The sequence below is a fragment of the Echinicola pacifica DSM 19836 genome (assembly GCF_000373245.1).
Lineage (GTDB): Bacteria > Bacteroidota > Bacteroidia > Cytophagales > Cyclobacteriaceae > Echinicola > Echinicola pacifica.
The window spans coordinates 782,096-804,194 of the sequence record NZ_KB890750.1; the positions used below are offsets into that span (position 1 = coordinate 782,096).

Sequence of the window (22,099 nt, forward strand, 5' to 3'; positions counted from 1 at the left end):
TTATGAGTTTTAAATTTAGAAATAATTACTTGTAGCTACGCTGAGTCAACTTCACATTTTCGAACTCAAGGATTTCCTTATTAAGTTCTTCCGGAACATCGTTTCCTTTATGCTCCCATGCTGCTACGTAAGCAAAGTTTTCATCATCCCTCAAGGCTTCACCCTCTTCAGTCTGATACTCGTCTCTAAAGTGACCACCGCACGATTCATTTCTGTGCAAGGCATCTCTTACCATTAGTTCGCCAAGCTCAATGAAATCAGCTACCCTATGCGCTTTTTCCAGCGATAAGTTCAGCTCCTCATTATCCCCTAGAACTTTCACATCTTTCCAGAACTCTTTCTTCAATTCCTGGATCAGGCCGATAGCTTTTTGCAAGCCTTCAGCATTACGGGCCATACCACAATATTCCCACATGATCTTGCCTAAGCGCTTGTGGAAATCATCAATGGTTTTCTTTCCTTTGATGCCAAGTAATTTTTGAATTTTATCTTTCACTGCCTTTTCAGCACTTCTGAATGCTTCATGATCGACAGGTAATTTATCGTAAGGCATACCAGCGAGGTAATTACCGATGGTGTAAGGAATCACAAAATACCCATCAGCAAGACCCTGCATCAATGCAGAGGCTCCAAGTCTATTGGCGCCGTGATCAGAGAAGTTGGCTTCTCCAAGGGCATATAATCCTGGCACACTGGTCATCAGGTGGTAATCTACCCAAAGTCCGCCCATGGTATAATGTACCGCAGGGTAAATTTTCATTGGGGTTTGGTAAGGATTCTCACCAGTGATCTGCTGGTACATATCGAAGAGGTTACCGTATTTGGCGCTGATCAGGTCTTCTCCATCTCTGCTGATCGCATCTCTGAAATCCAGGAATACAGCTTCACCAGTTTCATTTACACCGCGACCTTCGTCACATACGTATTTGGCATTACGGGAAGCCACATCACGAGGCACTAGGTTACCAAAGGAAGGATACCTTCTTTCCAGGTAATAATCTCTGTCCTCATCCTTAATATCTCTAGGAAGAATCTCTCTTTTCCTGAGTTTCTGGGCTAGTTCTATAGTTTTAGGCACCCATACACGACCATCATTTCTCAGGGATTCAGACATCAGCGTCAATTTGGACTGATGATCTCCGGAAACGGGGATACAAGTAGGGTGAATCTGCGTATAGCAAGGGTTGGCAAAGAAAGCACCTTTCTTATGCGCTCTCCATGCAGCTGTCACATTGGATCCCATGGCATTGGTCGATAGGAAAAAGACATTTCCATATCCACCAGTACACAGCAATACCGCGTGAGCACTATGAGATTCGATGGCTCCGGTGATGAGGTTTCTGGTCACGATGCCTCGGGCCTTACCCTCCACGGTCACTAAGTCCATCATTTCTGTCCTTGGGTAGAGTTTTACTTTACCATTGGCTACCTGACGGCTCAGGGCAGAGTATGCACCGAGGAGCAACTGCTGTCCAGTCTGGCCTCGGGCGTAGAACGTTCTGGATACCTGAGCGCCACCAAAAGACCGGTTAGCCAATAGGCCTCCATATTCTCTGGCAAATGGCACCCCTTGGGCCACACATTGGTCGATGATGCTTACAGACACTTCTGCAAGGCGGTAAACGTTAGCTTCACGGGAGCGATAATCTCCACCTTTGATGGTATCATAGAACAACCGGAAAACGGAGTCCCCATCATTTTGGTAATTTTTGGCGGCATTGATCCCCCCTTGAGCGGCAATGGAGTGAGCACGACGCGGGCTATCCTGGAAGCAAAAAGCTTTCACATTATAGCCAAGTTCTGCCAATGAGGCCGCTGCTGATGCGCCTGCCAAACCAGTACCCACGACGATCACCTCATATTTTCTCTTATTGGCCGGATTGACCAACTTCATATTGAATTTATGCTTTGTCCACTTTTCAGCTAATGAACCTGCTGGTATTTTAGAATCAAGTATCATATTGGCTTATTATTAATTCAGGGATGAGAAATAGATGTAAATCGGCATGGATGCAAACAATGCCGGAACAAGGATAGAAAATGCGCTTCCAATAAACTTGATTGCAGGAGTGTATTTCTTGTGATTAAGCCCCAAGGTCTGGAAGGCACTCGCAAAGCCGTGATTGAGGTGAAATCCTAGGAAAGCCATGGCTACCACATACAAGATCACCAAACCAATATTAGAAAAAGCCAGGTTTACGACTGCATACAAATCTCTATATTCCCCACTCTCATAGGTCACCATTGGAATGGATCCCCAGTGCATCTGAGCCCAGAAATTCTGAAGGTGAACGACGATAAAAATCAGAATGATGGTACCCAATACGCCCATATTGCGAGAGTTCCAAGAGCTATTGCTGCTGGCTTTCACCTCTGCGTATCCTACAGGTCTCGCTTTCTTGTTTACCACTGATAGTATGATCGCATAGACCACATGGGCAATAATCGAGATATAGGTCAGATAAGACAAGGCCTTTACCAGTTGGTTGGTTGTCATAAAATCTGCGTATTCATTGAAGGCCTGACCTCCATCTCCCTTGAAAAGGAGCATATTTCCAGACACATGTCCTATCAGAAATATAATCAGGAATAATCCCGTAAGGGCCATTAGCAACTTTCGTCCCAAAGTGCTAGAAAAGGTTTTGGTTACCCAACTCATAAATTTCTTTCTTTATTTAATGTAGATGGTTTATTATAGTTCACTAGTCTAACAAAGTTAAAGGCAGGAAGGTTATCAAACAATGGGCTTTGGGACTAATCAACTTATTTTAAAACGTTCTAAATAATTATTAAAACCACTTTCTACTGCCTTTTTGAAACTTTTTTGCCCCTGAGTGCTTTATTTTCCGTTTGGATTTCAATAAATAGGTTCACTTCATTAACTTTAATCCGTATATAAATGTAAAATGAAGTGAAATAAACTTGTTTACGTAGATTCACATTTACGTATATACACGTGAAATTTTTAAGTAAACTGCCTCCAATTTGGTTTTGGGACCAGGCAAAAGCCATAAGCATACTTAATATGAGAATAAAAGCTTTACTACTCACAGCTGTTTTATTGACCCTCGCAGGATTCCATGAATTGATGGCGACCCATATTCGGGCCGGTGAGATTATTGCAGAAAGAATATCTACCACCTCGCTGACTTATAGGATCGTGGTGGTGGGCTACACCGATACACGTTCCTCCGTGGTCTTTGGCCCGGGAAAAATCGCCTTTGGTGATGGTCGGGTAGTAGAAAACCTCAATACTGAAAGTGACTTTAGTAGAGTCGAGTCGCTGGGAAATCAGATTGAAAAAAACATTTTCGTGATTACCCATACTTATCAAGGGCCTGGCCAATACACGATAAGGTTTCAGGAATTTAACCGAAATGACCTTACCCTAAACATGGACAATTCGGTGGAAACCCCCTTCTATATCGAAACCATGATCACAATTGATCCCTTCGTAGGCATCAATAACTCCCCTATCCTCACCATCCCCCCGGTGGACAATGGGCAGATCAACACACGATACATTCATAATCCGGGAGCTTACGATCCGGATGGAGATAGCCTCGCTTATCGATTTAAGGATGTGGTGCCACTTCAGGATTTCAAAACGCCCGTAAGCAACTACCGAAGTCCTGCCAGCAGCGAATTTAGCTTCAATAGGGAAGATGGCTCTCCCAATCCCTTCATCACCATGGATCCCCTTACGGGAGATCTGGTCTGGGATGCACCAGGCATAGCCGGCCAATATAACGTAGCTTTTCATATAGAAGAATGGCGAAAGGTCAACGGGGAGTATATGAAGATAGGCTATGTGGTCCGGGATATGCAGATCATCATCGAAAACTCCGATAATCAGCGCCCCGAGCTCATACTTCCACCAGACTTATGTGTCATCGCAGGCACAGATATTAGCGAGATTATCCAAGGCTTTGACCCGGATGGGGATGATATAAAAATTGAAGTCTTCGGAGATCCTATTGAGATTTCCTCCTCTCCTGCTACCTACAGCCCGCTGGCCACCTATCAGGCCTCTCCAGGCATCATCAACTTTGACTGGCAGACGATCTGCAACCATGTCAGAGCCCGCGACTATCAGGTGAGAGTGCGTATCACTGATGATCCTGACTCAGGCCCTGCCCTGGTGGACATCAAGACTTGGAATATCCAGGTAATCGGCCCCGCCCCAATCATACAGGATGTGGTGCAGAGTGAAGGGCGATCGGCGGATCTAAGTTGGGATCCCTATTCCTGTGCCAATAGCGCAGAGATCATGGAAATCTGGAGAAGTGTCAATAGCAATCCTTATACTCCGGACTCTTGCGAGACGGGTATACGTGACGGCTATGAGCTCATAGGCACTACTAATATGAGTACTTTTGAATTTGAAGATAATAATAATGGCACCGGGCTAGCTCCAGGAAATACCTACTGCTATCGTCTTGTGGCCAGCTATCCTCAGCCACGAGGTGGCGAAAGTAAAGTTTCTGAAGAATTCTGTATCACCATCGATGTAGATGTTCCCATCATCACCAATGTGAGCGTGGAAAATACTGATGCGGTCACTGGCGAAATCGATGTAAAATGGACTCCTCCTTACGATATTGATACACAGCAATACCCTGGCCCTTATGAATACCAACTGTTGAGATCACAGGGCTTTATGGGCAACTCCAATCTAGAATTGGTGACCACCACAAGTGATACCTTATTCACCGATACTGGCTTGAATACCGCAGACCATGTTTACAGTTATAAAGTCGTCCTATTCGATGGTGGACAAGCGATAGACACTTCCAGTGTGGCTTCCTCTGTATGGGTGCAGCCCACCATCATCAATGAGGCCATAGAACTTAAGTGGGAATTTAATGTTCCTTGGAACAATCGCATTGCTGAATATACCCATGAGGTCTATAGAAATCGAACCGATGCCAATGCCACTGATGAAGACGTCTTTACCCTAATTGCAGAGGTAAATGTCAGCAGCTCAGGCTTCATTTTCTTAGATGATGGTAGTCATAATGGAGTCCCACTGAGCAAGGATACCGAATATTGCTATTATATCATCACCAAAGGAGCCTATAATGTCCCTATGATAGAATATCCACTGGTCAATAAGTCTCAAATCATATGTGCCCGACCAGATGATAATACCCTGCCATGTCCCCCAGTGCTCACCTACGAAGGGCCAGACTGTGCAGAACTGCTGGCAAATGAAGAATGTAGCTTTTCTAGCTACTTCCATAACCTAAGCTGGGAGCCGGACTTCACCGCCACCTGTGATGATGAGCTAGGTGCATTCCGCATTTACTTTAGCCTCACCGGTGAGGAAGGTACTTTTGAGCTGACCCGCACGGTAAGCTCTCTCGATAGAACAGCCACACTTTCAGAATTGGATGATTTTAAAGGATGCTACTATATCACCGCCGTGGATCGATCTGGGAATGAAAGTGCCCCGAGCAATATCGTATGCGTGGACAACTGCCCGAACTACGAGCTGCCAAACGCCTTCACTCCAAATGCTGATGGTACCAACGACACCTTCATGGCTTTTGACAACCCTTTCTCTAGATGCCCTCGATTCGTGGAAGCGGTGGAAATTAAGATCTTCAATCGCTGGGGCGTCCAGGTTTTTGAATATAATAGCAGTTCCTCAAACGAAAAAGACATTTATATTCGTTGGAATGGTACCGACCAAAATGGTAATGAGCTTCCTGCTGGAACTTACTTCTACAATGCCACCGTATTATTCGATGCCAATGAGGTAAGTCTCCAGCGCCAGGAGCTTAAAGGACACATTCAAATTATCAAATGAGTAATATAACTGAGCAATACGATATCGTACTTTTCGATGGAGTCTGTAATCTATGCAATCAAGCCGTAGATTTCGTGATCCAGAGAGATCCGGAAAATCATTTCAAAATAGCCTCCCTGCAAGATAAACCAGGCAAACGTCTGCTTAGAGGGAGAAATTTAAATGAGGATTACCTGGATTCTTTGGTACTGTTGAGAGAGGATAAGGTATATTATAAGAGCAGAGCGGCTCTGGAAATCACTAAAAAACTTAAGGGGCTCTGGCCCCTTTTGTATGGTTTCATTATTGTACCCGCATTCATCAGAGATCCTGTTTATGACTATATAGCCCGAAATCGCTATAAATGGTTTGGAAAAAAAGAAACCTGTAGGTTTCCTACTGAAGAGGACAAAATGAAATTCCTAAAATTAGAGGATTTGGAAAAAGCCTAATATATTGAGCCTTTGGCAATTATTATTAGCTCTTCCGCAGGATAATTCTCACTAGCAATAGGAAGCCCTCTCATCCTATTATTCCATTTGGCCATAGGGGTTTTGATGCGTCGTTTTTTTGGTATATTTGCTATCCAAATTAAAGAAGCCTAACCTTTTCCGGTATTTAATTTAGTATCCATAAAAGTCTAATCAGGGCTTTCCGAAGCTTTAGGGTTTTGGGTATCTTTTGAGAATGGCAAGGCTAAAGGTAGCATTAATAGGACATTATTTAAATTATTATTTCACTGATAATCAACACTATGCCATTCAAAGAATTGGTATAAATCAGCAGCAGAAATAGTGATAGTTTATTAATCTGATTTTCACACAAAAAGACCTTATAGTATGAAAGCATATGTATTCCCTGGTCAGGGCGCCCAATTCCCAGGAATGGGTAAAGACCTATACGAAAGTAATGAAGAAGCTAAGAGATTATTTGAGCAAGCAAATGAGATTTTAGGTTTTAATATCAGTGAAATCATGTTTAATGGAACCGCTGATGAGCTTAAGCAAACCAATGTCACTCAACCAGCCGTATTTTTACATTCCGTAATTTTGGCTAAGACCACTCCCGATTTTAAGCCAGATATGGCTGCGGGACATTCTTTGGGTGAGCTATCTGCCTTGGTGGCAGTAGATGCGCTATCCTTTGAAGATGGGCTAAACCTGGTTTATCAGCGCGCACTTGCAATGCAGGAAGCTTGTGAAATCAATCCTTCCACTATGGCGGCGATCCTGGGGCTGGAAGATGCCAAAGTAGAGGAGCTTTGTGCCTCCATAGAGGAAGAAACGGTGGTTGCGGCAAATTATAATTGCCCTGGTCAACTGGTGATTTCTGGCTCCAATAAGGGAATCGAAATCGCCTGTGAAATAGCCAAAGAAGCAGGTGCAAAGAGAGCCCTGCCCCTTCCTGTGGGCGGAGCATTTCACTCCCCATTGATGGAGCCTGCTCGCGAGAAACTAGAAAAAGCCATTGCCGCCACCAGCTTCAAGACGCCCTCTTGCCCTGTATACCAAAATGTAAGCACCAAGGGTGAAACCGAGGTGGAAACCATCAAGAAAAACCTTATCGCTCAACTTACTGCTCCCGTAAAATGGACCCAGTCTGTCCAAAACATGGTGGCCGACGGAGCAACAGAATTTGTTGAATGCGGCCCAGGAAAAGTACTGCAAGGCTTAGTGAAGAAAATTCATCGCGAAGCCGAAGTTTCAGGCCTTTAAACATCATATTCTTTCTATAGAAATGCATCAATTGCTTTTCCGACCCTGCAGTTCGGGAAAGCAATTTTTCTTTTACTCAGTCCATTCATGCGGCACTTTAAAGTCACAGGCTGAATGGACTGAGATATAAAATAGCAAACCAAGGCTATAATCTGCCTTTAGCGCAGCCTAATCACCAGTACCTGGCTGCCAAAAAACGCAAAACTCATATGACGGAGCGAGAAATCCTTTCCATAGATCATAATCATATCTGGCACCCTTATACTTCTGCCACGAGGGACACCGACAATCTGGTGGTGAAGAGTGCAAAAGGGGTGTTTCTGGAGCTGGAAGATGGGCGGAACTTGATCGATGGAATGTCCAGCTGGTGGTCCACCATTCATGGATATAATGTCCCCGAGCTCAACGATGCCATCAACGAACAGCTTCAGAAGATGGCTCATGTGATGTTTGGCGGTATCACTCATGCCCCTGCAGCAGCCCTGACGAAGAAGCTCCTGTCCATTATCCCTAAGGGCTTGGATCATGTTTTCTATAGCGATTCGGGCTCTGTGGCGGTGGAAGTAGCTTTAAAGATGGCGCTGCAATACTGGTATGCTGCTGGAAAACCTACCAAAAACCGCTTCATTACTGTGCGTAATGGCTATCATGGAGACACCTGGCATGATATGTCCGTCTGTGATCCCGTGACTGGCATGCATAGTATTTTCAATAATCGCTTATCCCCACAGCTGTTTCTGGAGGCTCCTCAGTCGAAATTTTCAGGGCCATTTGATCAGGAGGAGGTTCGCAAAATCGAAGCGGTATTATCCGATAATCATCGTGAGATAGCAGCATTTATCCTGGAGCCCATTGTGCAGGGTGCGGGAGGAATGCGGTTTTATCATCCAGAATATTTAAAAGCCGTACATGCCTTATGCAGGAAATATGATATACTGCTGATAGCGGATGAGATAGCCACGGGTTTTGGAAGAACAGGAAAGCTATTTGCCTGCGAGCATGCGCAGATCAGCCCAGACATCATGTGCGTTGGGAAGGCACTTACAGGGGGTTATTTATCCTTTGCGGCGACATTTTGCTCCAGCGAGGTGGCCAGGACCATTTCTTCTGGATCCCCGGGGGTATTTATGCATGGTCCCACTTTTATGGGAAATCCGCTGGCCTGCGCCACGGCTTTGGCAAGTATAGACCTTCTGCTCGCCTCCGATTGGAGCTCGCGGATTGAGCAGATTGCAAAGCAACTTAGCGAAAAACTGAATCCACTGAGCAGTCTGGGCCAAGTTGCCGATGTACGAGTACTGGGCGCTATAGGGGTTGTGGAAATGCATGAAGCGGTGGACATGCTTTCCATTCAGCAGGAATTAAGTAGTCGTGGATTATGGCTTAGGCCCTTTGGGAAACTTATCTATACCATGCCGCCATTTGTAATCACTGAGCAGGAACTTCATCAGGTTACCTCCGCCATGGTGGAGGGAATACGTGCTTATTGTAAATCCAATAAATAGCAAAAAGTAAAGAAAAAACTGCACATTTCACTTAACAATATCGGTAGCTGTCCGTTAGTAGGGTATAACTATTTTGTACACCAAAAACATCTACCATGCCATTTTTAACGAATAAATCCGGCAAGCAGCCGGTAGATTTATTTTATCAGGATTACGGAACTGGAAAGCCAGTTATTTTGGTCCATGGCTGGCCATTGAGTCATCAAGCTTGGGAAGGCCAGATTCAAAGCCTCCTGGAGGCTGGCCATCGGGTAATCGCCTATGATCGCAGAGGCTTTGGCTTATCCTCTCAGCCTCTCGAGGGCTACGACTATTCCTCACTTGCAAGTGACTTACGAGAAATCATTCTCCAGCTCGACCTTCAGGAAGTTTCCATTGTGGGATTCAGCATGGGGGGCGGCGAAGTGGTCCGCTATCTTACCAATTATGGCCCCGATCGCATCGCTAAAGCAGCACTTATTGCTTCCATCATTCCTCTAGTCGCTCAGAAATCCGACAATCCCCATGGCGTACCTGCAGAGGGTTTAGAGGAGATTATGGAGGCCTTAAAAACCAATAGAGTCGGCTTTTTGAAAGATTTTCATAAGAACTTCTATAATTTTGAGGAGAATAAAGATCGACTATCAGAAGCCAATTTGGACTATGATTTCTCCATCGCTTCCCACGCCTCCCCTATCGCCACCATCAAAGCTGCTGAGGCCTGGGCGGGCACAGACTTCCGTCAGGAACTTAAAAATGTCACCGTCCCCACCCTAATCGTCCATGGGGATGCCGATAATATTGTACCTATAAAAACCTCTGGAGACCAGGCCGCAGAAGGTATCGCCAATCGTGAATATCATATCCTTAAAGGCGCACCACATGGGCTAAACCTCACTCATAGAGAGGATTTGGATAAATTATTGATCGAATTTTTGAAATAAATAATTCCCCCTTTGAGAGCAAACTATCAAAGGGGGAATTTACTTTTTAGTCATTTTCAACTCTAATCAAACCTGATCTAACTAATTGCCATGATAGGTAAACTGCCATCCCAGCTCCTAAAATCCAGGTAATACCTATTCATAGTATTAGGATAGGAGAAATATTATTAATGGATATCACTGACCTTGCTGCAAGCAAAGAATAAAATCCATGAGGTCTCCAAAGTTGAATGGTCCAATACTTCTATTTCTGTATAGATTTTGCAGCTAAACGGAGGGATTTTCTATGTTCATTTTATAAATTTGTGGCAAAACAACGAATTCATGACCTTTTTAGAGAAAGTAAAATCCAGCCCAGAGCAAATAAGCTTCCAGGAAACGATCAGCTATATTGATGCGAATTATCATTTTGAGCCCTGCCAATTCACCAATGGAAACACGGTAAATGAAGCGGGAAAAAATAACGGATCGTGCAAGATATTCAGTTTGGGGCAGCAATTAGAACTCAGTAAAGAGCAGACGCTGCAATTATTTGGGGATATATACAGGAATGATGTATTAGGAAATCCCGAGGGAACTGATCATCAGAACATTCGAAATTTTATGGATAGCGGCTGGCAAGGTATTGCCTTTGAAGGCCAGGCCTTAAGGGCCAAGTAATCCTGGTTTAGGAATATTAATAGCTTCAGGAAGCTAGATTTTCTACCACCGGCCTGACCCTAAAAAGAATCAGGCCGGTGGGTTTATTAGATCTTTAAGGTCTTCCATTTCCCCTTATTAAAGATATAAGCACTTACCAGCGCATGGACCGAGTGCCCCACTGCAATGGCTATAAAGACGCCCTTAGCACCAAGCCCCCAATACTGACTAAGGAAATAAGCCAGGGGCAGCTGAAACATCCACAAGACCCCAATATTAATCAAAGTTGGAGTACGGGTATCTCCCGCGCCATTTAGGGATTGGCTCATCACCATGCCATAGGCAAAAAACACATACCCCAAACATATAATGCCCAAGCCTGTGGATCCCACCGCTACCACTTCTGCATTATCATTAAACAAAGCAATAATATAGGGTCCAAAAATAAAGAATAGCAGACCTATGCTTCCGAGAAATATAGCGGTAAAATGAGCTGATTTCCATGCCGACTGCTCCGCTCTATCGGCAAATCCTGCCCCAAGGTTTTGACCAACCAAAGTGGCGGAAGCATTAGAAAAGCCCATTGCAGGCAATAATGCAAATATTATCAATCGAATGGCGATGGTAAAGCCCGCCAAGGCTATACTTCCTGAGCTGGACACTATGCGCATCAGCACGATCCAACTGGCCGATTCTATCAGGAACTGGCCCATCCCACCCATGGCTATTTTCAATATATTCCGGACCATAGGCCACTTCCACTGTAAGTGACTTGCCTGGTACTTGATTATGGATTTGCCACCAAAAAGCACGGATAGCTGATAGATAACGCCAACTGACCTGCCGATGGTGGTGGCCCAGGCGGCACCTTCCAAGCCCATGGCAGGGATGAAGCCTAAACCAAAAATCAATAGTGGATCCAATACAATATTAATCCCATTGGCCAGCCAGAGGGTGCGCATGGCGATCACAGCATTGCCAGCGCCACGGAAGACACCATTGATCAAGAAAAGCAGCATTACACTAATATTCCCGCCAAAAATCACCTGTGTATATCGAAATCCGCTATCCACCAGCTCAGGCTCGCCACCCATAAGCATCAGCAGGTCTCTGGCAAACCAAAAACCCAGGGCACCTACCACCAAAGCTAAGATGGTGCAGATGCCTATTGCTTGAAAGGCCGCTTCAGAAGCCTCCACCCGCTTCTTTTCGCCGATTCTACGTGCCACCACTGCCGTGGCGGCCATACTCAAGCCGATGGCCACCGAATACACGATGGTCAGTACAGACTCCGTAAGCCCCACCGTGGCGACAGCCTGTACGCCCAGCTTCCCCACAAAGAAAATATCGACCACCGCAAACAGCGATTCCATCAACATCTCCAAAATCATAGGAATCGATAGATAAAATATAGCCTTGCGGATACTCCCCACCGTAAAGTCAAGGTCCTGACCCGTGAGCGCAGCTTTGAAGTGTTGGATTATTTTTTGAAATGTCATAATAAATAAAAATGCAGTTGGAAAATGTCCACTTGAAAATCAGGTATAGTGCTACCTAATATGGACTAAATAGTAAACCGATCGCTTGATTATGACTTCATGATGGGACAAAATTGATTATTTTTGAATAAAAATACACTATCCTAAAAGATAATTTTTTAGTTCATAAGGTATAAATCCTTAAAACCAAAAGGCTCATTCCCTCCATTTCTCCACTTTGCCCAGGTCCTTACATTCCTCCAAGAGATCCTGGATAGACTTCTTATAGAGTGGATGAATAAAATCAGGCATTATTTCCGCCAAAGGCGCGAGGACAAACTTCCGCTCCCTCATATATGGATGAGGGACAACCAGATCTGGCTCCTGGATCAGCTGCTTTCCAAAGAATATAATATCTATATCCATGGTTCTATCCCCCCATTTGATATCCCTTTGTCGGCCCAGCTGAGTTTCCACCTGCTGAGCGAAAGCAAGCGTATCCATAGGATTCAGGGGAGTCCACATGCATAGGGCCTGATTTAGAAAGCCCTGCTGGGCCACACCTCCCCAAGCGGCAGTTTCATATATTGAGGACTGCTTATCCAAAGTGAATTTCTCCAACAAAAGTGCCTTTGCTTCAGAGATAGCGGAAAATCTATCTCCCAAATTGCCACCGATTAAAAAGGTAACCTGCTCCATGGAATTGTGGTATTTTAGATTGCAAAGCTAAAAGAAATAAGAAAAAAGCTGTATTTTCGAGCCAAGAAAATCAAACAGAATAAATATGAAATTTTTAGGCAACGTGCTGGCGGTAATAGTTGGATTGATGGTATTTTCCTTTATTGGAATAATATTATTCGCTGGGCTCATCACTCTCTCTGCCTCAGAAGATACGGTAAGTGTAAAAGAAAATTCGCTTTTGCACCTGAAATTAGACAATGTGGTGCTCGTGGAGAGGACGGCCGAAGATCAGCTGGATCTTTCCTCCTTTGGCCCCTTGGCCTCGCAGTATCAGATGGGAATCTCCAATATCAAAAAGGCTATCCGCACTGCTAAAGAAAATGAAAATATTAAGGGAATATATTTGGAGGCCGGAATGGTCATGGCCAGCCCTGCGGCATTGACGGAAATCCGTCAGGAGCTTCGGGATTTTAAGGAATCAGGAAAATTTATTATTGCCTATGGGGAATTATTCTCCGAAGGCGGGTACTTCCTTGCTTCCGAGGCCGATGAGGTTTACCTCAATCCACTTGGCGGATTGGAGTTTAATGGACTGAGCTCGGAAGTATTATTCTTCAAAGGTCTATTTGAGAAATTAGAAATAAAGCCGGTTATCTTCCGTGTGGGAGAATATAAGAGTGCCGTGGAGCCCTTTATCCTTGATAAGATGAGCGATGCCAATCGTCGTCAGACGGAGATATTCTTAAATGACCTTAATGATTACATGATACAGGGAATCGCTGAAAGCCGGTCTCTGGATGCTGCAACACTTAAGGAGGTCAATGATCAGATGCTGGTCAGGAAACCTGAGGATGCCCTAAGCCATAAACTCGTGGATGGCATATGGTATGATGATCAGGTGAAGGATCTGCTTCGGGAGAAGTTAGGCTTAGAGGAAAATGACGAAATTCCGGTGATCAATATCACTAATATCAATAAAACAGCAAAGACCAAAAACATTAGCGCTGGCGATCGAATCGCAGTCATCGTGGCAGAAGGAGAAATCCAAAGTGCTGAAATGGAAGGCACTATAAGTTCGGAGGTATTTGCCAAAGAAATCAAGGAGGCCCGCTTAGACGAGGACATCAAAGCGATCGTGCTCCGTGTGAATTCCCCGGGAGGCTCAGTGTTGGCTTCTGAAGTGATCTGGAGAGAAGTGAATGAGGCCCGTAAGGTAAAGCCTGTAATCGCCTCTATGTCTTCAGTGGCTGCTTCTGGTGGATATTATATCTCTGCCCCAGCGGACACCATTGTGGCGCAGCCAAATACCATCACCGGTTCCATCGGTATTTTTGGGATGTGGTTTAATGCCAAAGATCTATTAAACAATAAACTCGGCATCACCACCGATGTCGCTAAGACGGGTGAGTTTTCGGACTTTATGAACCCTACCCGTGAACTTACTGAGCTGGAAAAAAGCATTATTCAAAATCAAATTGAAGATGGCTATGATACCTTTATTCAGCGAGTGGCTGATGGCAGAGGGATGAGCAAGGAGGCCGTATTGGAAGTGGCCTCAGGAAGAGTATGGAGTGGCATCCAAGCTAAGGAAAATGGCTTAGTCGATGTACTGGGAGGCTTGGATGATGCGATAGAAATAGCCGCTGCCAAAGCTGGACTCACCGACAACTATCGGGTACTCTATCTGCCAAAACAAAAGAACATCCTTGAACAAATCATGAGTGAGTTCGGTGCAGATATTGAAGCTCGCTATGTGCGCTATCGATTCGGTGACACCTATCAGCTGTATCAGCAGATCGAAAAGGTGAAGAAAATGCAAGGAGTAATGGCTCGAGTGCCTTATGATATTACCGTAAAATAATAGATCATCACCTTTCGATTATATCTTCGGAAAATTTTTCTGGTTTATAAATCGATAGACATCATTCGACTTAATAATAAGTATTCTTAATAGAATTAAATAAACAAGCCTCCTCAAGGATAATTGAGGAGGCTTGTTTTGTTGGAGACCTATAGGATCTATGATCAGGAAGCTCCCTCAGCAGGTTCTTCCAGTACAGGTTCACTCATTGATCCTCCTAGCGCTTTATATAGATCCACGAGGCTTTGCAGCTTCTGAGTCTTAAGGCCTACATAATCCAACTCGGCCTCCAACGCTCTATTTTGAGAATTGATTACATCAAGATAGTTGGCATAGCCCACCGAAAACATGGTGTTGGCATTAGAGATGGACCTCCTTAGCACCAATACCTCGTCAGTTTTCAGACGAAGCTGACTATCCAGAGAGGAGTACCGATTTACCATATCCAGTACCTCCAGGTAAGCATTCAAGGCCGTTTGCTCATAATCGAGGAAGGCTATTCTCTGGGAGGCTTTCGCCTGCTCAAAGGAAGCCCTGATTTGCCCTTTATTGAATAGTGGCGCCATCAATCCCGCTCCTGCTTCATAGAAGGTGGAGGCTGGGCTCAAAAACAATTTGCTAAACTCAAAGGCATTAAATCCTGCCGAGCCGAATAGCCTAATACTTGGAAAGAAAGCCGCTCTGGCGGACATGGCATCTGCTTTAGTTGCTTGCAGCTCCATCTCAGCCTGCTGGATGTCGGGTCTTCTCTGAAGGAGATTGGCCGGCACCCCAAGGTGGATGATCTCTGGTACGAAGTCCACCTGAGAAAGGGTGGTGCGCTGTAGCCCTTCCTCATAGGTTCCAAGCAAGCTCATCAAGGCAATTTCTGCTGACCTCAGCTCCCGCTCCCTTTGTATCAATAGGGACTTGGAATTTAACAGCTGAGCCTCGAATTGATCCACTGCCAACTGAGTTTCTTTGCCAGAATCCTTCAGGTCTTTGGAGAGCTGATAGGCCATTTCCTGATGCGCTATATTCTTGCTAAGGATAATAATTTCCTCATCCAGCCCCACCATCTTATAGTACAGCTTGGCGACCTTTGAGATCAGCTGAGTTTTGACGAGGTTGGCAGCCTGCTGAGAGCCTAACCATCGAGCAACAGCCGCCTTCTTTTTCTGCTTGAATTTGCCCCATAAATCTAATTCCCAAGAAAAATCCGCTCCAATAGCGAAATTTCGGTAGGGGTCAGGGATATGCTGATCTTCTGTAAGATTTTCTGAGAAATTAGTATCATAATTTCCCACTCCATCCATGGTATAATCGCCAAATTTCTTCTGGCTGGCGCCCAGCATTCCATTGACAGTAGGAAGCCAAGCTTTCTTTCCTTGCGTCATTTGGATAGTAGCGATCTGAATCCTTTCCATAGTCTTCAGCACGTCCTGATTGGACTGCAGTGCTGTGGAGATCAATCGCTTCAACTTCTCATCCTCAAAGAAAAGATTCCAATTCTCCTCCGCCATGGTTCCTGATGAATCCTCCGCATAATGATAATCAAGCGGGATATCCAAGGATTGGTCTTCTACTATTTCTCCGGATTTACATCCCCAGGCCATAGAAAGGATCAGGGCGCTACCGATGATATATTGTCTTTTCATGATTCGTCAGTTGCTGCTTTAGATTTGTTTTTAAAATGTGTGGACAAGGACTCGAACACCACATACAATCCTGGGATTAGGAAGATCCCCACCAGGGTCCCGATCAGCATTCCCCCGGCGGCAGCCGTCCCAATGGTCCGGTTACCGATGGCCCCAGCCCCACTGGCGATCGTCAATGGGATAAGGCCACAGATAAATGCAAAAGAGGTCATCAGGATCGGTCGAAGTCTTTCCACTCCCCCATTGATCGCTGACTGCAAAATGCCAATACCGCGATCTCGATTTTGGATAGCTATCTCAATAATCAAAATGGCATTTTTGCCCAGCAGGCCTATCAGCATGACCAGGGAAACCTGCGCATAGATATTATTCTCCAAGCCTGTCAACTTCAGCAGAAGAAAGGCCCCGAAAATCCCCGCCGGAAGGGAAAGTATCACTGGCAGAGGCAATAGGTAACTTTCATATTGCGCAGCTAGAAGCAGATAAACAAAGACCAAACAAATCGCAAAAATATATAGCGCCTGGTTTCCAGATTCTATCTGCTCACGGGTGATCCCCGACCAGTCAATATCGTAGCCTCTAGGAAGTGTCTCCAGAGCGGTGGCTTCCACGGCCTTGACCGCGTCACCGCTACTAAAACCAGCCGCGGCTTCCCCATTGATCATCGCTGAGGTAAACATATTATAGCGGGTAAGCTGCTCAGGGCCATACACCCGCTCCAAAGTCACGAAGTTGGAATAAGGCACCATATCTCCTCTGGAGCTTTTGGCATACATCTTCAGCAGTGATTCGGGGTTGGTCCTGTACTCGGGGGCGGCCTGAATCATCACCTTATACATCTGACCAAATCGAATAAAGTTGGACGCATAAAAACTCCCGATAAAGCTCTGCAAGGTGGCCATGGCATCATCCACGGATACGCCCAGCTGAGCGGCTTTGTCATGATCTACATGAAGGATATATTGAGGGAAATTGGGGTCAAAGTTTGTAAAAACCCCTGCTAGCTCCGGCTTCTCATTTAGCGCAGCTACAAAATCCTGCGTGGTCTGAGCGGTGATGTCCAAAGGCCCACCAGTCTTGTCCAACAGTCGCATCTCAAATCCACTGGCATTACCAAAACCAGGCACACTTGGAGGCGGGAAAAACTGAATCTCCGCTCCAGTAATATGACTAACCCGATCCTGGTATTCTACGATCAGCTCATTGACACTCTGCTCCCTATCTCCCCAGGAGACCAGGTTAATCATCCCCATGCCATAGGAGGCACCGGCAGTCTCAGTAAGCAGGGAATATCCGGCGAGGGTGGAGATGGTCTCCACCTCATCCAGTGGCAATAAAGCCGCCTGCACATCATCAAGAATCACCTTGGTACGCTCCACAGTAGCGCCCGGAGGAGTGGTCACATTCACATAGATCATCCCCTGGTCCTCTGTAGGGATAAATCCAGATGGCAAAATACTGCTTATCCCAAAAGTGGCGATAAAAAACACGCCCAGAATTCCAAAAGTTACCGTTTTACGTCCCACGATGGAGGTAAGCACCTTTCCATATTTGCCAGAAAGCTGCTCATAGCGTCGGTTAAACCCATCAAAAAACCGCTGAAGGAAGCCTTTTGGTTTTCCCTCTTCTTGATGGTTGGGCTTCAGCATCATGCTACATAAGGCGGGGGACAAGGTCAATGCATTCACGCCAGAAATCACGATGGCTATCGCCAAAGTCAATGAAAACTGACGATAAAATATCCCCACAGGCCCCGTCATAAAGCCTACTGGCACGAATACCGCTGACATCACCATGGTGATCGCTATGATCGCCCCGCCTATTTCCTTCATCGCCGCAATGGTCGCATCCTTGGCATTCATCTTTTGCTCATGCATCTTCACATGGACCGCTTCCACCACCACAATGGCATTATCCACCACAATTCCTATCGCCAATACCAAAGCAAAAAGAGTCAGTAAGTTGATCGAGAATCCAAACAACTCCATGAAGAAAAAGGTACCGATAAGCGATACCGGCACCGCAATGGCGGGTATCAGCGTGGATCGGAAATCCTGCAAAAATATAAATACAACGATGGATACCAGAAGAAATGCTTCGATCAGGGTTTTGATCACCCCCACGATGGATGCATCCAGGAATCGGGAGACATCATACGAAATATTGAAGGACATGCCTGGAGGGAAGGTGCTGGCTTCCAGCTCTGCCATCTTTTCTTTGATAGCCGTGATCACATCCCGCGCGTTGGAGCCGGGTCGCTGCTTGATCATAATAGAGGCCGAAGGTCGCCCATCGGTAATAGAAACCATATTATAATCTTCCGAGTCAAACTCCACCTCAGCCACATCTCTGATTTTCAGTAAGGAGCCATCTGGTAAGGCTTTTATGGTAATATTTTCAAACTCCTCCTCTGAATTAAATTTGCCACTATATCGCAATACATATTGGAGCATCTGAGGATCCTTGTCCGAGCTGATGCCGGATTTTCCTGGTGCCGCTTCCACATTCTGAGAACGTATAGCGCTGGTGATGTCTTGGGGAGAAATGTCGTAAGCCACCATTCTATCAGGATTCATCCATATCCTCATGGCATAATCCCGCGAGCCCATGATCTCAGCAAAGCCCACTCCATCGATCCTCTTCAGTTCCCGGAGAATATTGATATCTGCGAAATTATATACAAATTTCTCATCCTGGGTGGAGTCAGAACTCATAAGGTTCAGGTATAGCAGCATACTATTTACCTCTTTTTCGGTCATCACCCCTGCACGGATCACCTCTTCTGGGAGCTCATCCACCACCGTGCTGACACGGTTTTGGACGTTTACCGCGGCTTGGTCAGGGTCTGTACCCACCTTGAATACCACGGTAATCACCGTAATGCCGTCATTGGTATTCACCGAGTTCATATAGATCATTCCGGGTACCCCATTGATGGCTCGCTCCAGGGGAGTAGCCACCGCCTTGGCTAATACTTCAGCATTGGCCCCCGTGTACTGAGCTGTCACAGTCACCGAGGGAGGTACGATCTCCGGAAACTGAGTCACCGGCAGAGACGTCAAGGACAGCAGCCCCATCAAGGTGATGATCACCGAGATGACCGTTGACAAAATCGGTCGTCTTATAAATAATTCGAACATAGTCTAATCAGAAAATAAAGTGTAAGGATCTTTTAAAGGGAGTTATAAAGGGTATCATAAGCCTCTTTTTCAGAGACGGCTACCGGATTGATCGTTGATCCATCCTTCACCTGCTGGATACCATCATAGATTATGCTGTCACCTTCCTTGAAGCCTTCCGCAACATAAAAAAGTCCAAACCGCTTGATCGGCCTGAAACTCCTCACCTGCACTTTATTATCCTTATCCATCACATAGACATAAGTATAATCCTGAATTTCAAAACATGATTTTTGGGGAATCAAAAACACACTATCCATCTCGCTGATCGTCTCTATCTTTCCACTGGCTCCATGCTTGATCAGACCGTCAGGATTGGGAAAGCGTACCCGGAAAGCGATGGATCCCGTGCCTCTCTCAAAATCCGCCTCCATGGTTTCCAACTTCCCTTTATAGGGGTATTTTTGGCCATCTGACAGGATGAGAGTCAGTTCTCTCTCTATTTCTTCCTCGCCCTGGGAATTCATTTTTTCACGCATAAATCTCAGGTATTCATTCTCATTCACCTTATAATAGGCGAAAATCTCTGAGATATCGGTGATATGCGTCATCAGTTCCCCCGTGGTCACGAGGCTGCCCGTCTTGAAGGGAATTCTATCGACAATCCCATCAAAAGGAGCCTTGATAGTGGTGTAAGAAAGGCCCGTCTGGGCGTTATTTAGCATAGACTCCGCCTGCATGATTCCTGACTTTGCCATGTTTAGTTTGGCTTGCGCCAATTCTAATTCGGAAGAGGTGATGATTTTCTTATCCACCAAAGTTTGCAGCCTTTCCACTTCGAGCTTGGCTGCCTGGGATTCAGCTTTTGCCTGCATCAGGCGAGCTTTATTGCTATTCACCAGCTCCTGAAGCTCCGCCGAGCTGAGTTTAAATAATGCCTGCCCTTTCTTCACATATGCGCCTTCATCTACATAGATCTCATCCACAAAACCCTCTACTTTAGCGCGAACCTCCACAAACTGAACTGCCTGAATATCGCAGACGTAAGTCTGAGGCACTTCTATATTCTTGGTGGTAAGCTTCATGATTGGAATATCCAATGGCTTATTTCGCTTAAGCTCTCTGGTCTTTCCGTCATTACAGCCCACCAGCGGCAGGTACATCGCAAGCAATAAAATGGCCCACAAGGATCGTTTGGTAAACAATTGGTGATTTGACAGCATTCTCATAGATAGGTTGAGTTATAGTAGTGATTCTGATATTCCTTATTTTGGATAAGACATAGTTATCCCCTGATTTTTGGTATAATTTTTAAATTAGGGCAATTACAACTATTCCGTTCGAGGCGTCTTGCAATAGGGTGGATGCAGGATTAAGGCGTAAATATTATAATTACCACTAGTAAAAATGGTACATCAGTTCACAGAACCTTAAAGCCACTATCATCGCACAAGATGTATTTTGGGTCATTGATCAGCTCATTAGCCAATCGAATTTTCCCTCAAAGCAAGACTTTCATTGATAATATCCCTCAATAGTTTTTGTCCTCCCCGAAGGAAGAATTCCAAACGTCTAAAGATGATACTACCTCATAACCTCTAATGCAAAAATATATTTTTTATAATCTGACGGCATATTTATTACATGATCGGTAGTTATTTTGTCCAAACATAAATCATACACACGCAAAACCATCACTTTAGTAAGAATATAACAATTTGAAATACAGTAATTTATAGATTGAATTAATAGGAAAAGTCTATTAAAATATTTTTTCCAGTAAATACCCAATGGTTTATCGAAAATTTTATTAAACACTGATTAATATTTTCCAAAAAACGAGGCTAACGAAAGGTTTCTGTCCCTACTATCAGAAAAACAGGATGGAATTTATCGCAGGAAAAGTAATGAAAAGGATAAACTAGGGGATACTAAATAGCAGTTGAAATTTATGAAGAAAAGCTCTGGCAACTTTTAAAAAACAAGAATTTCCAAGAGTATCAATTCTAATCGATCCGGATCAATTTTTATAGGAGGATGAAAAGAGAAGAATTCTAAAAAATGGCTATACCGGGGCAGTCTCATAGAAGTGGATTTTTGGCGAGCACCGTCTCTGATCCTTTCGCCGTGGGGATCCCATAAGGACCGCTGGGATTACCTGACCTCATCGAGGTCATAATCCTTCCCTATCCCCCAGCGCAGTAATTCATCTAATTCATAAACCTCCAAAGTGGCTAAGTCCTTCACCTGGAAATTATCTCTACCAATCTTTGCCATCACCTCCAGTTGGCGGTGTTCACCATAATTGGTAAAGGAATACACACGACCAACCCTCAAATTATCCAATGCAATTGCCATATTTTAATCTATTATTATCTAGGTAATACTATTTCAATGATAAGCCAAATTCCCGAAAAATGGTCTAATCAGGAGCTGCAGCTATAATGCTTTGCTGGAGAAATTTAGTTCCCAGCTATGCAAAGAAAACATATAAAAGCATAGGAATCCTAATGTTTTTTGGCGGGCCACTAAAAAGGTAGATTTGAGCAGTAAAAACCGATAAACATGACCATTTTTTATTTTGCTGGTATAATATTCAAAAATGCGGTGCGGGCTAGGTTTGGGTGATGGAGGGGCCAATATCCATCCTATCTCTTTTATTTCATTGATTTTGCAAAATGATGGGGAGATAGAGAAAAAACCATTTAAAATTTTTAAAAGTATTTTTCATAACAAACATTCTAATAATT

Annotated in this window: 15 protein-coding genes; 7 read left to right on the forward strand and 8 right to left on the reverse strand. The window is 44.7% G+C overall.

Annotated features, from left to right (window positions below):
• Window positions 1-25: 25 nt before the first annotated feature.
• Window positions 26-1,960 (reverse strand): fumarate reductase/succinate dehydrogenase flavoprotein subunit, encoded by a 1,935-nt coding sequence (locus tag B050_RS0113755; protein WP_018474517.1) that lies wholly within the window; start codon window positions 1,958-1,960, stop codon window positions 26-28.
• A 12-nt stretch (window positions 1,961-1,972) separates the two neighbouring features.
• A complete protein-coding gene (locus B050_RS0113760; RefSeq protein ID WP_018474518.1) occupies window positions 1,973-2,659 on the reverse strand; it encodes a succinate dehydrogenase cytochrome b subunit in 687 nt (228 codons plus the stop codon).
• Between the two features lie 366 nt (window positions 2,660-3,025).
• On the opposite strand from B050_RS0113760, the gene B050_RS0113770 reads away from it, so the two are divergent.
• The 6 genes from B050_RS0113770 (at window position 3,026) to B050_RS0113800 (ending at window position 10,594) form a co-directional block, all read left to right on the forward strand.
• Window positions 3,026-5,812, forward strand: coding sequence for a T9SS C-terminal target domain-containing protein (locus B050_RS0113770; RefSeq protein ID WP_018474520.1), 2,787 nt, complete (start codon window positions 3,026-3,028; stop codon window positions 5,810-5,812).
• Complete coding sequence (locus B050_RS0113775) at window positions 5,809-6,243, forward strand: thiol-disulfide oxidoreductase DCC family protein (RefSeq protein ID WP_018474521.1); 435 nt, start codon at window positions 5,809-5,811, stop codon at window positions 6,241-6,243. Before B050_RS0113770 ends, B050_RS0113775 begins: the two co-directional genes overlap by 4 nt.
• A gap of 387 nt (window positions 6,244-6,630) precedes the next feature.
• Complete coding sequence (fabD, locus tag B050_RS0113785; protein ID WP_018474523.1) at window positions 6,631-7,506, forward strand: ACP S-malonyltransferase; 876 nt, start codon at window positions 6,631-6,633, stop codon at window positions 7,504-7,506.
• 209 nt (window positions 7,507-7,715) lie between these two features.
• Window positions 7,716-9,011: an adenosylmethionine--8-amino-7-oxononanoate transaminase gene (gene bioA, locus B050_RS0113790; protein WP_018474524.1), complete on the forward strand. Its 1,296-nt coding sequence runs from the start codon at window positions 7,716-7,718 to the stop codon at window positions 9,009-9,011.
• A 95-nt stretch (window positions 9,012-9,106) separates the two neighbouring features.
• Window positions 9,107-9,934 (forward strand): alpha/beta fold hydrolase, encoded by an 828-nt coding sequence (locus B050_RS0113795; RefSeq protein WP_018474525.1) that lies wholly within the window; start codon window positions 9,107-9,109, stop codon window positions 9,932-9,934.
• Between the two features lie 324 nt (window positions 9,935-10,258).
• A complete protein-coding gene (locus B050_RS0113800) occupies window positions 10,259-10,594 on the forward strand; it encodes a HopJ type III effector protein (RefSeq protein WP_018474526.1) in 336 nt (111 codons plus the stop codon).
• Between the two features lie 86 nt (window positions 10,595-10,680).
• On the opposite strand, the gene B050_RS0113805 is transcribed toward B050_RS0113800, so the two are convergent.
• Window positions 10,681-12,072 carry an MATE family efflux transporter gene (locus tag B050_RS0113805; protein ID WP_018474527.1) on the reverse strand — a complete coding sequence of 464 codons (1,392 nt, stop codon included), beginning with the start codon at window positions 12,070-12,072 and terminating at the stop codon, window positions 10,681-10,683.
• Between the two features lie 195 nt (window positions 12,073-12,267).
• A complete protein-coding gene (folK, locus tag B050_RS0113810) occupies window positions 12,268-12,750 on the reverse strand; it encodes a 2-amino-4-hydroxy-6-hydroxymethyldihydropteridine diphosphokinase (protein WP_018474528.1) in 483 nt (160 codons plus the stop codon).
• Window positions 12,751-12,835: 85 nt separating this feature from the next.
• Here folK and sppA point away from each other — a divergent pair, with 85 nt between their 5' ends.
• Entirely contained in the window at window positions 12,836-14,593 is a 1,758-nt protein-coding gene (sppA, locus tag B050_RS0113815) for a signal peptide peptidase SppA (RefSeq protein ID WP_018474529.1), read from the forward strand.
• Window positions 14,594-14,757: 164 nt separating this feature from the next.
• Here sppA and B050_RS0113820 read toward each other — a convergent pair whose 3' ends face one another.
• The 4 genes from B050_RS0113820 to B050_RS0113835 form a co-directional block, all read right to left on the reverse strand.
• A complete protein-coding gene (locus tag B050_RS0113820) occupies window positions 14,758-16,230 on the reverse strand; it encodes a TolC family protein (RefSeq protein ID WP_018474530.1) in 1,473 nt (490 codons plus the stop codon).
• The gene (locus B050_RS0113825; protein ID WP_018474531.1) at window positions 16,227-19,370 is read right to left on the reverse strand and encodes an efflux RND transporter permease subunit; all 3,144 of its coding nucleotides are present in this window, start codon (window positions 19,368-19,370) and stop codon (window positions 16,227-16,229) included. The genes B050_RS0113820 and B050_RS0113825 overlap by 4 nt, the downstream gene beginning before the upstream one ends.
• A gap of 32 nt (window positions 19,371-19,402) precedes the next feature.
• The gene (locus B050_RS0113830; protein ID WP_026235891.1) at window positions 19,403-20,572 is read right to left on the reverse strand and encodes an efflux RND transporter periplasmic adaptor subunit; all 1,170 of its coding nucleotides are present in this window, start codon (window positions 20,570-20,572) and stop codon (window positions 19,403-19,405) included.
• A gap of 931 nt (window positions 20,573-21,503) precedes the next feature.
• Window positions 21,504-21,707: a hypothetical protein gene (locus B050_RS0113835; RefSeq protein ID WP_018474533.1), complete on the reverse strand. Its 204-nt coding sequence runs from the start codon at window positions 21,705-21,707 to the stop codon at window positions 21,504-21,506.
• Between the last annotated feature and the right edge of the window lie 392 nt (window positions 21,708-22,099).

Bases quoted from the DNA above. Each gene is read 5' to 3' on its own strand.
- B050_RS0113770 (WP_018474520.1), top strand. From the start codon at position 3,026: ATGAGAATAAAAGCTTTACTACTCACAGCTGTTTTATTGACCCTCGCA.
- B050_RS0113755 (WP_018474517.1), bottom strand. From the start codon at position 1,960: ATGATACTTGATTCTAAAATACCAGCAGGTTCATTAGCTGAAAAGTGG.
- B050_RS0113825 (WP_018474531.1), bottom strand. From the start codon at position 19,370: ATGTTCGAATTATTTATAAGACGACCGATTTTGTCAACGGTCATCTCG.
- fabD (WP_018474523.1), top strand. From the start codon at position 6,631: ATGAAAGCATATGTATTCCCTGGTCAGGGCGCCCAATTCCCAGGAATG.
- B050_RS0113820 (WP_018474530.1), bottom strand. From the start codon at position 16,230: ATGAAAAGACAATATATCATCGGTAGCGCCCTGATCCTTTCTATGGCC.
- sppA (WP_018474529.1), top strand. From the start codon at position 12,836: ATGAAATTTTTAGGCAACGTGCTGGCGGTAATAGTTGGATTGATGGTA.
- B050_RS0113795 (WP_018474525.1), top strand. From the start codon at position 9,107: ATGCCATTTTTAACGAATAAATCCGGCAAGCAGCCGGTAGATTTATTT.
- B050_RS0113835 (WP_018474533.1), bottom strand. From the start codon at position 21,707: ATGGCAATTGCATTGGATAATTTGAGGGTTGGTCGTGTGTATTCCTTT.
- B050_RS0113830 (WP_026235891.1), bottom strand. From the start codon at position 20,572: ATGCTGTCAAATCACCAATTGTTTACCAAACGATCCTTGTGGGCCATT.
- folK (WP_018474528.1), bottom strand. From the start codon at position 12,750: ATGGAGCAGGTTACCTTTTTAATCGGTGGCAATTTGGGAGATAGATTT.
- B050_RS0113805 (WP_018474527.1), bottom strand. From the start codon at position 12,072: ATGACATTTCAAAAAATAATCCAACACTTCAAAGCTGCGCTCACGGGT.
- B050_RS0113800 (WP_018474526.1), top strand. From the start codon at position 10,259: ATGACCTTTTTAGAGAAAGTAAAATCCAGCCCAGAGCAAATAAGCTTC.
- bioA (WP_018474524.1), top strand. From the start codon at position 7,716: ATGACGGAGCGAGAAATCCTTTCCATAGATCATAATCATATCTGGCAC.
- B050_RS0113760 (WP_018474518.1), bottom strand. From the start codon at position 2,659: ATGAGTTGGGTAACCAAAACCTTTTCTAGCACTTTGGGACGAAAGTTG.
- B050_RS0113775 (WP_018474521.1), top strand. From the start codon at position 5,809: ATGAGTAATATAACTGAGCAATACGATATCGTACTTTTCGATGGAGTC.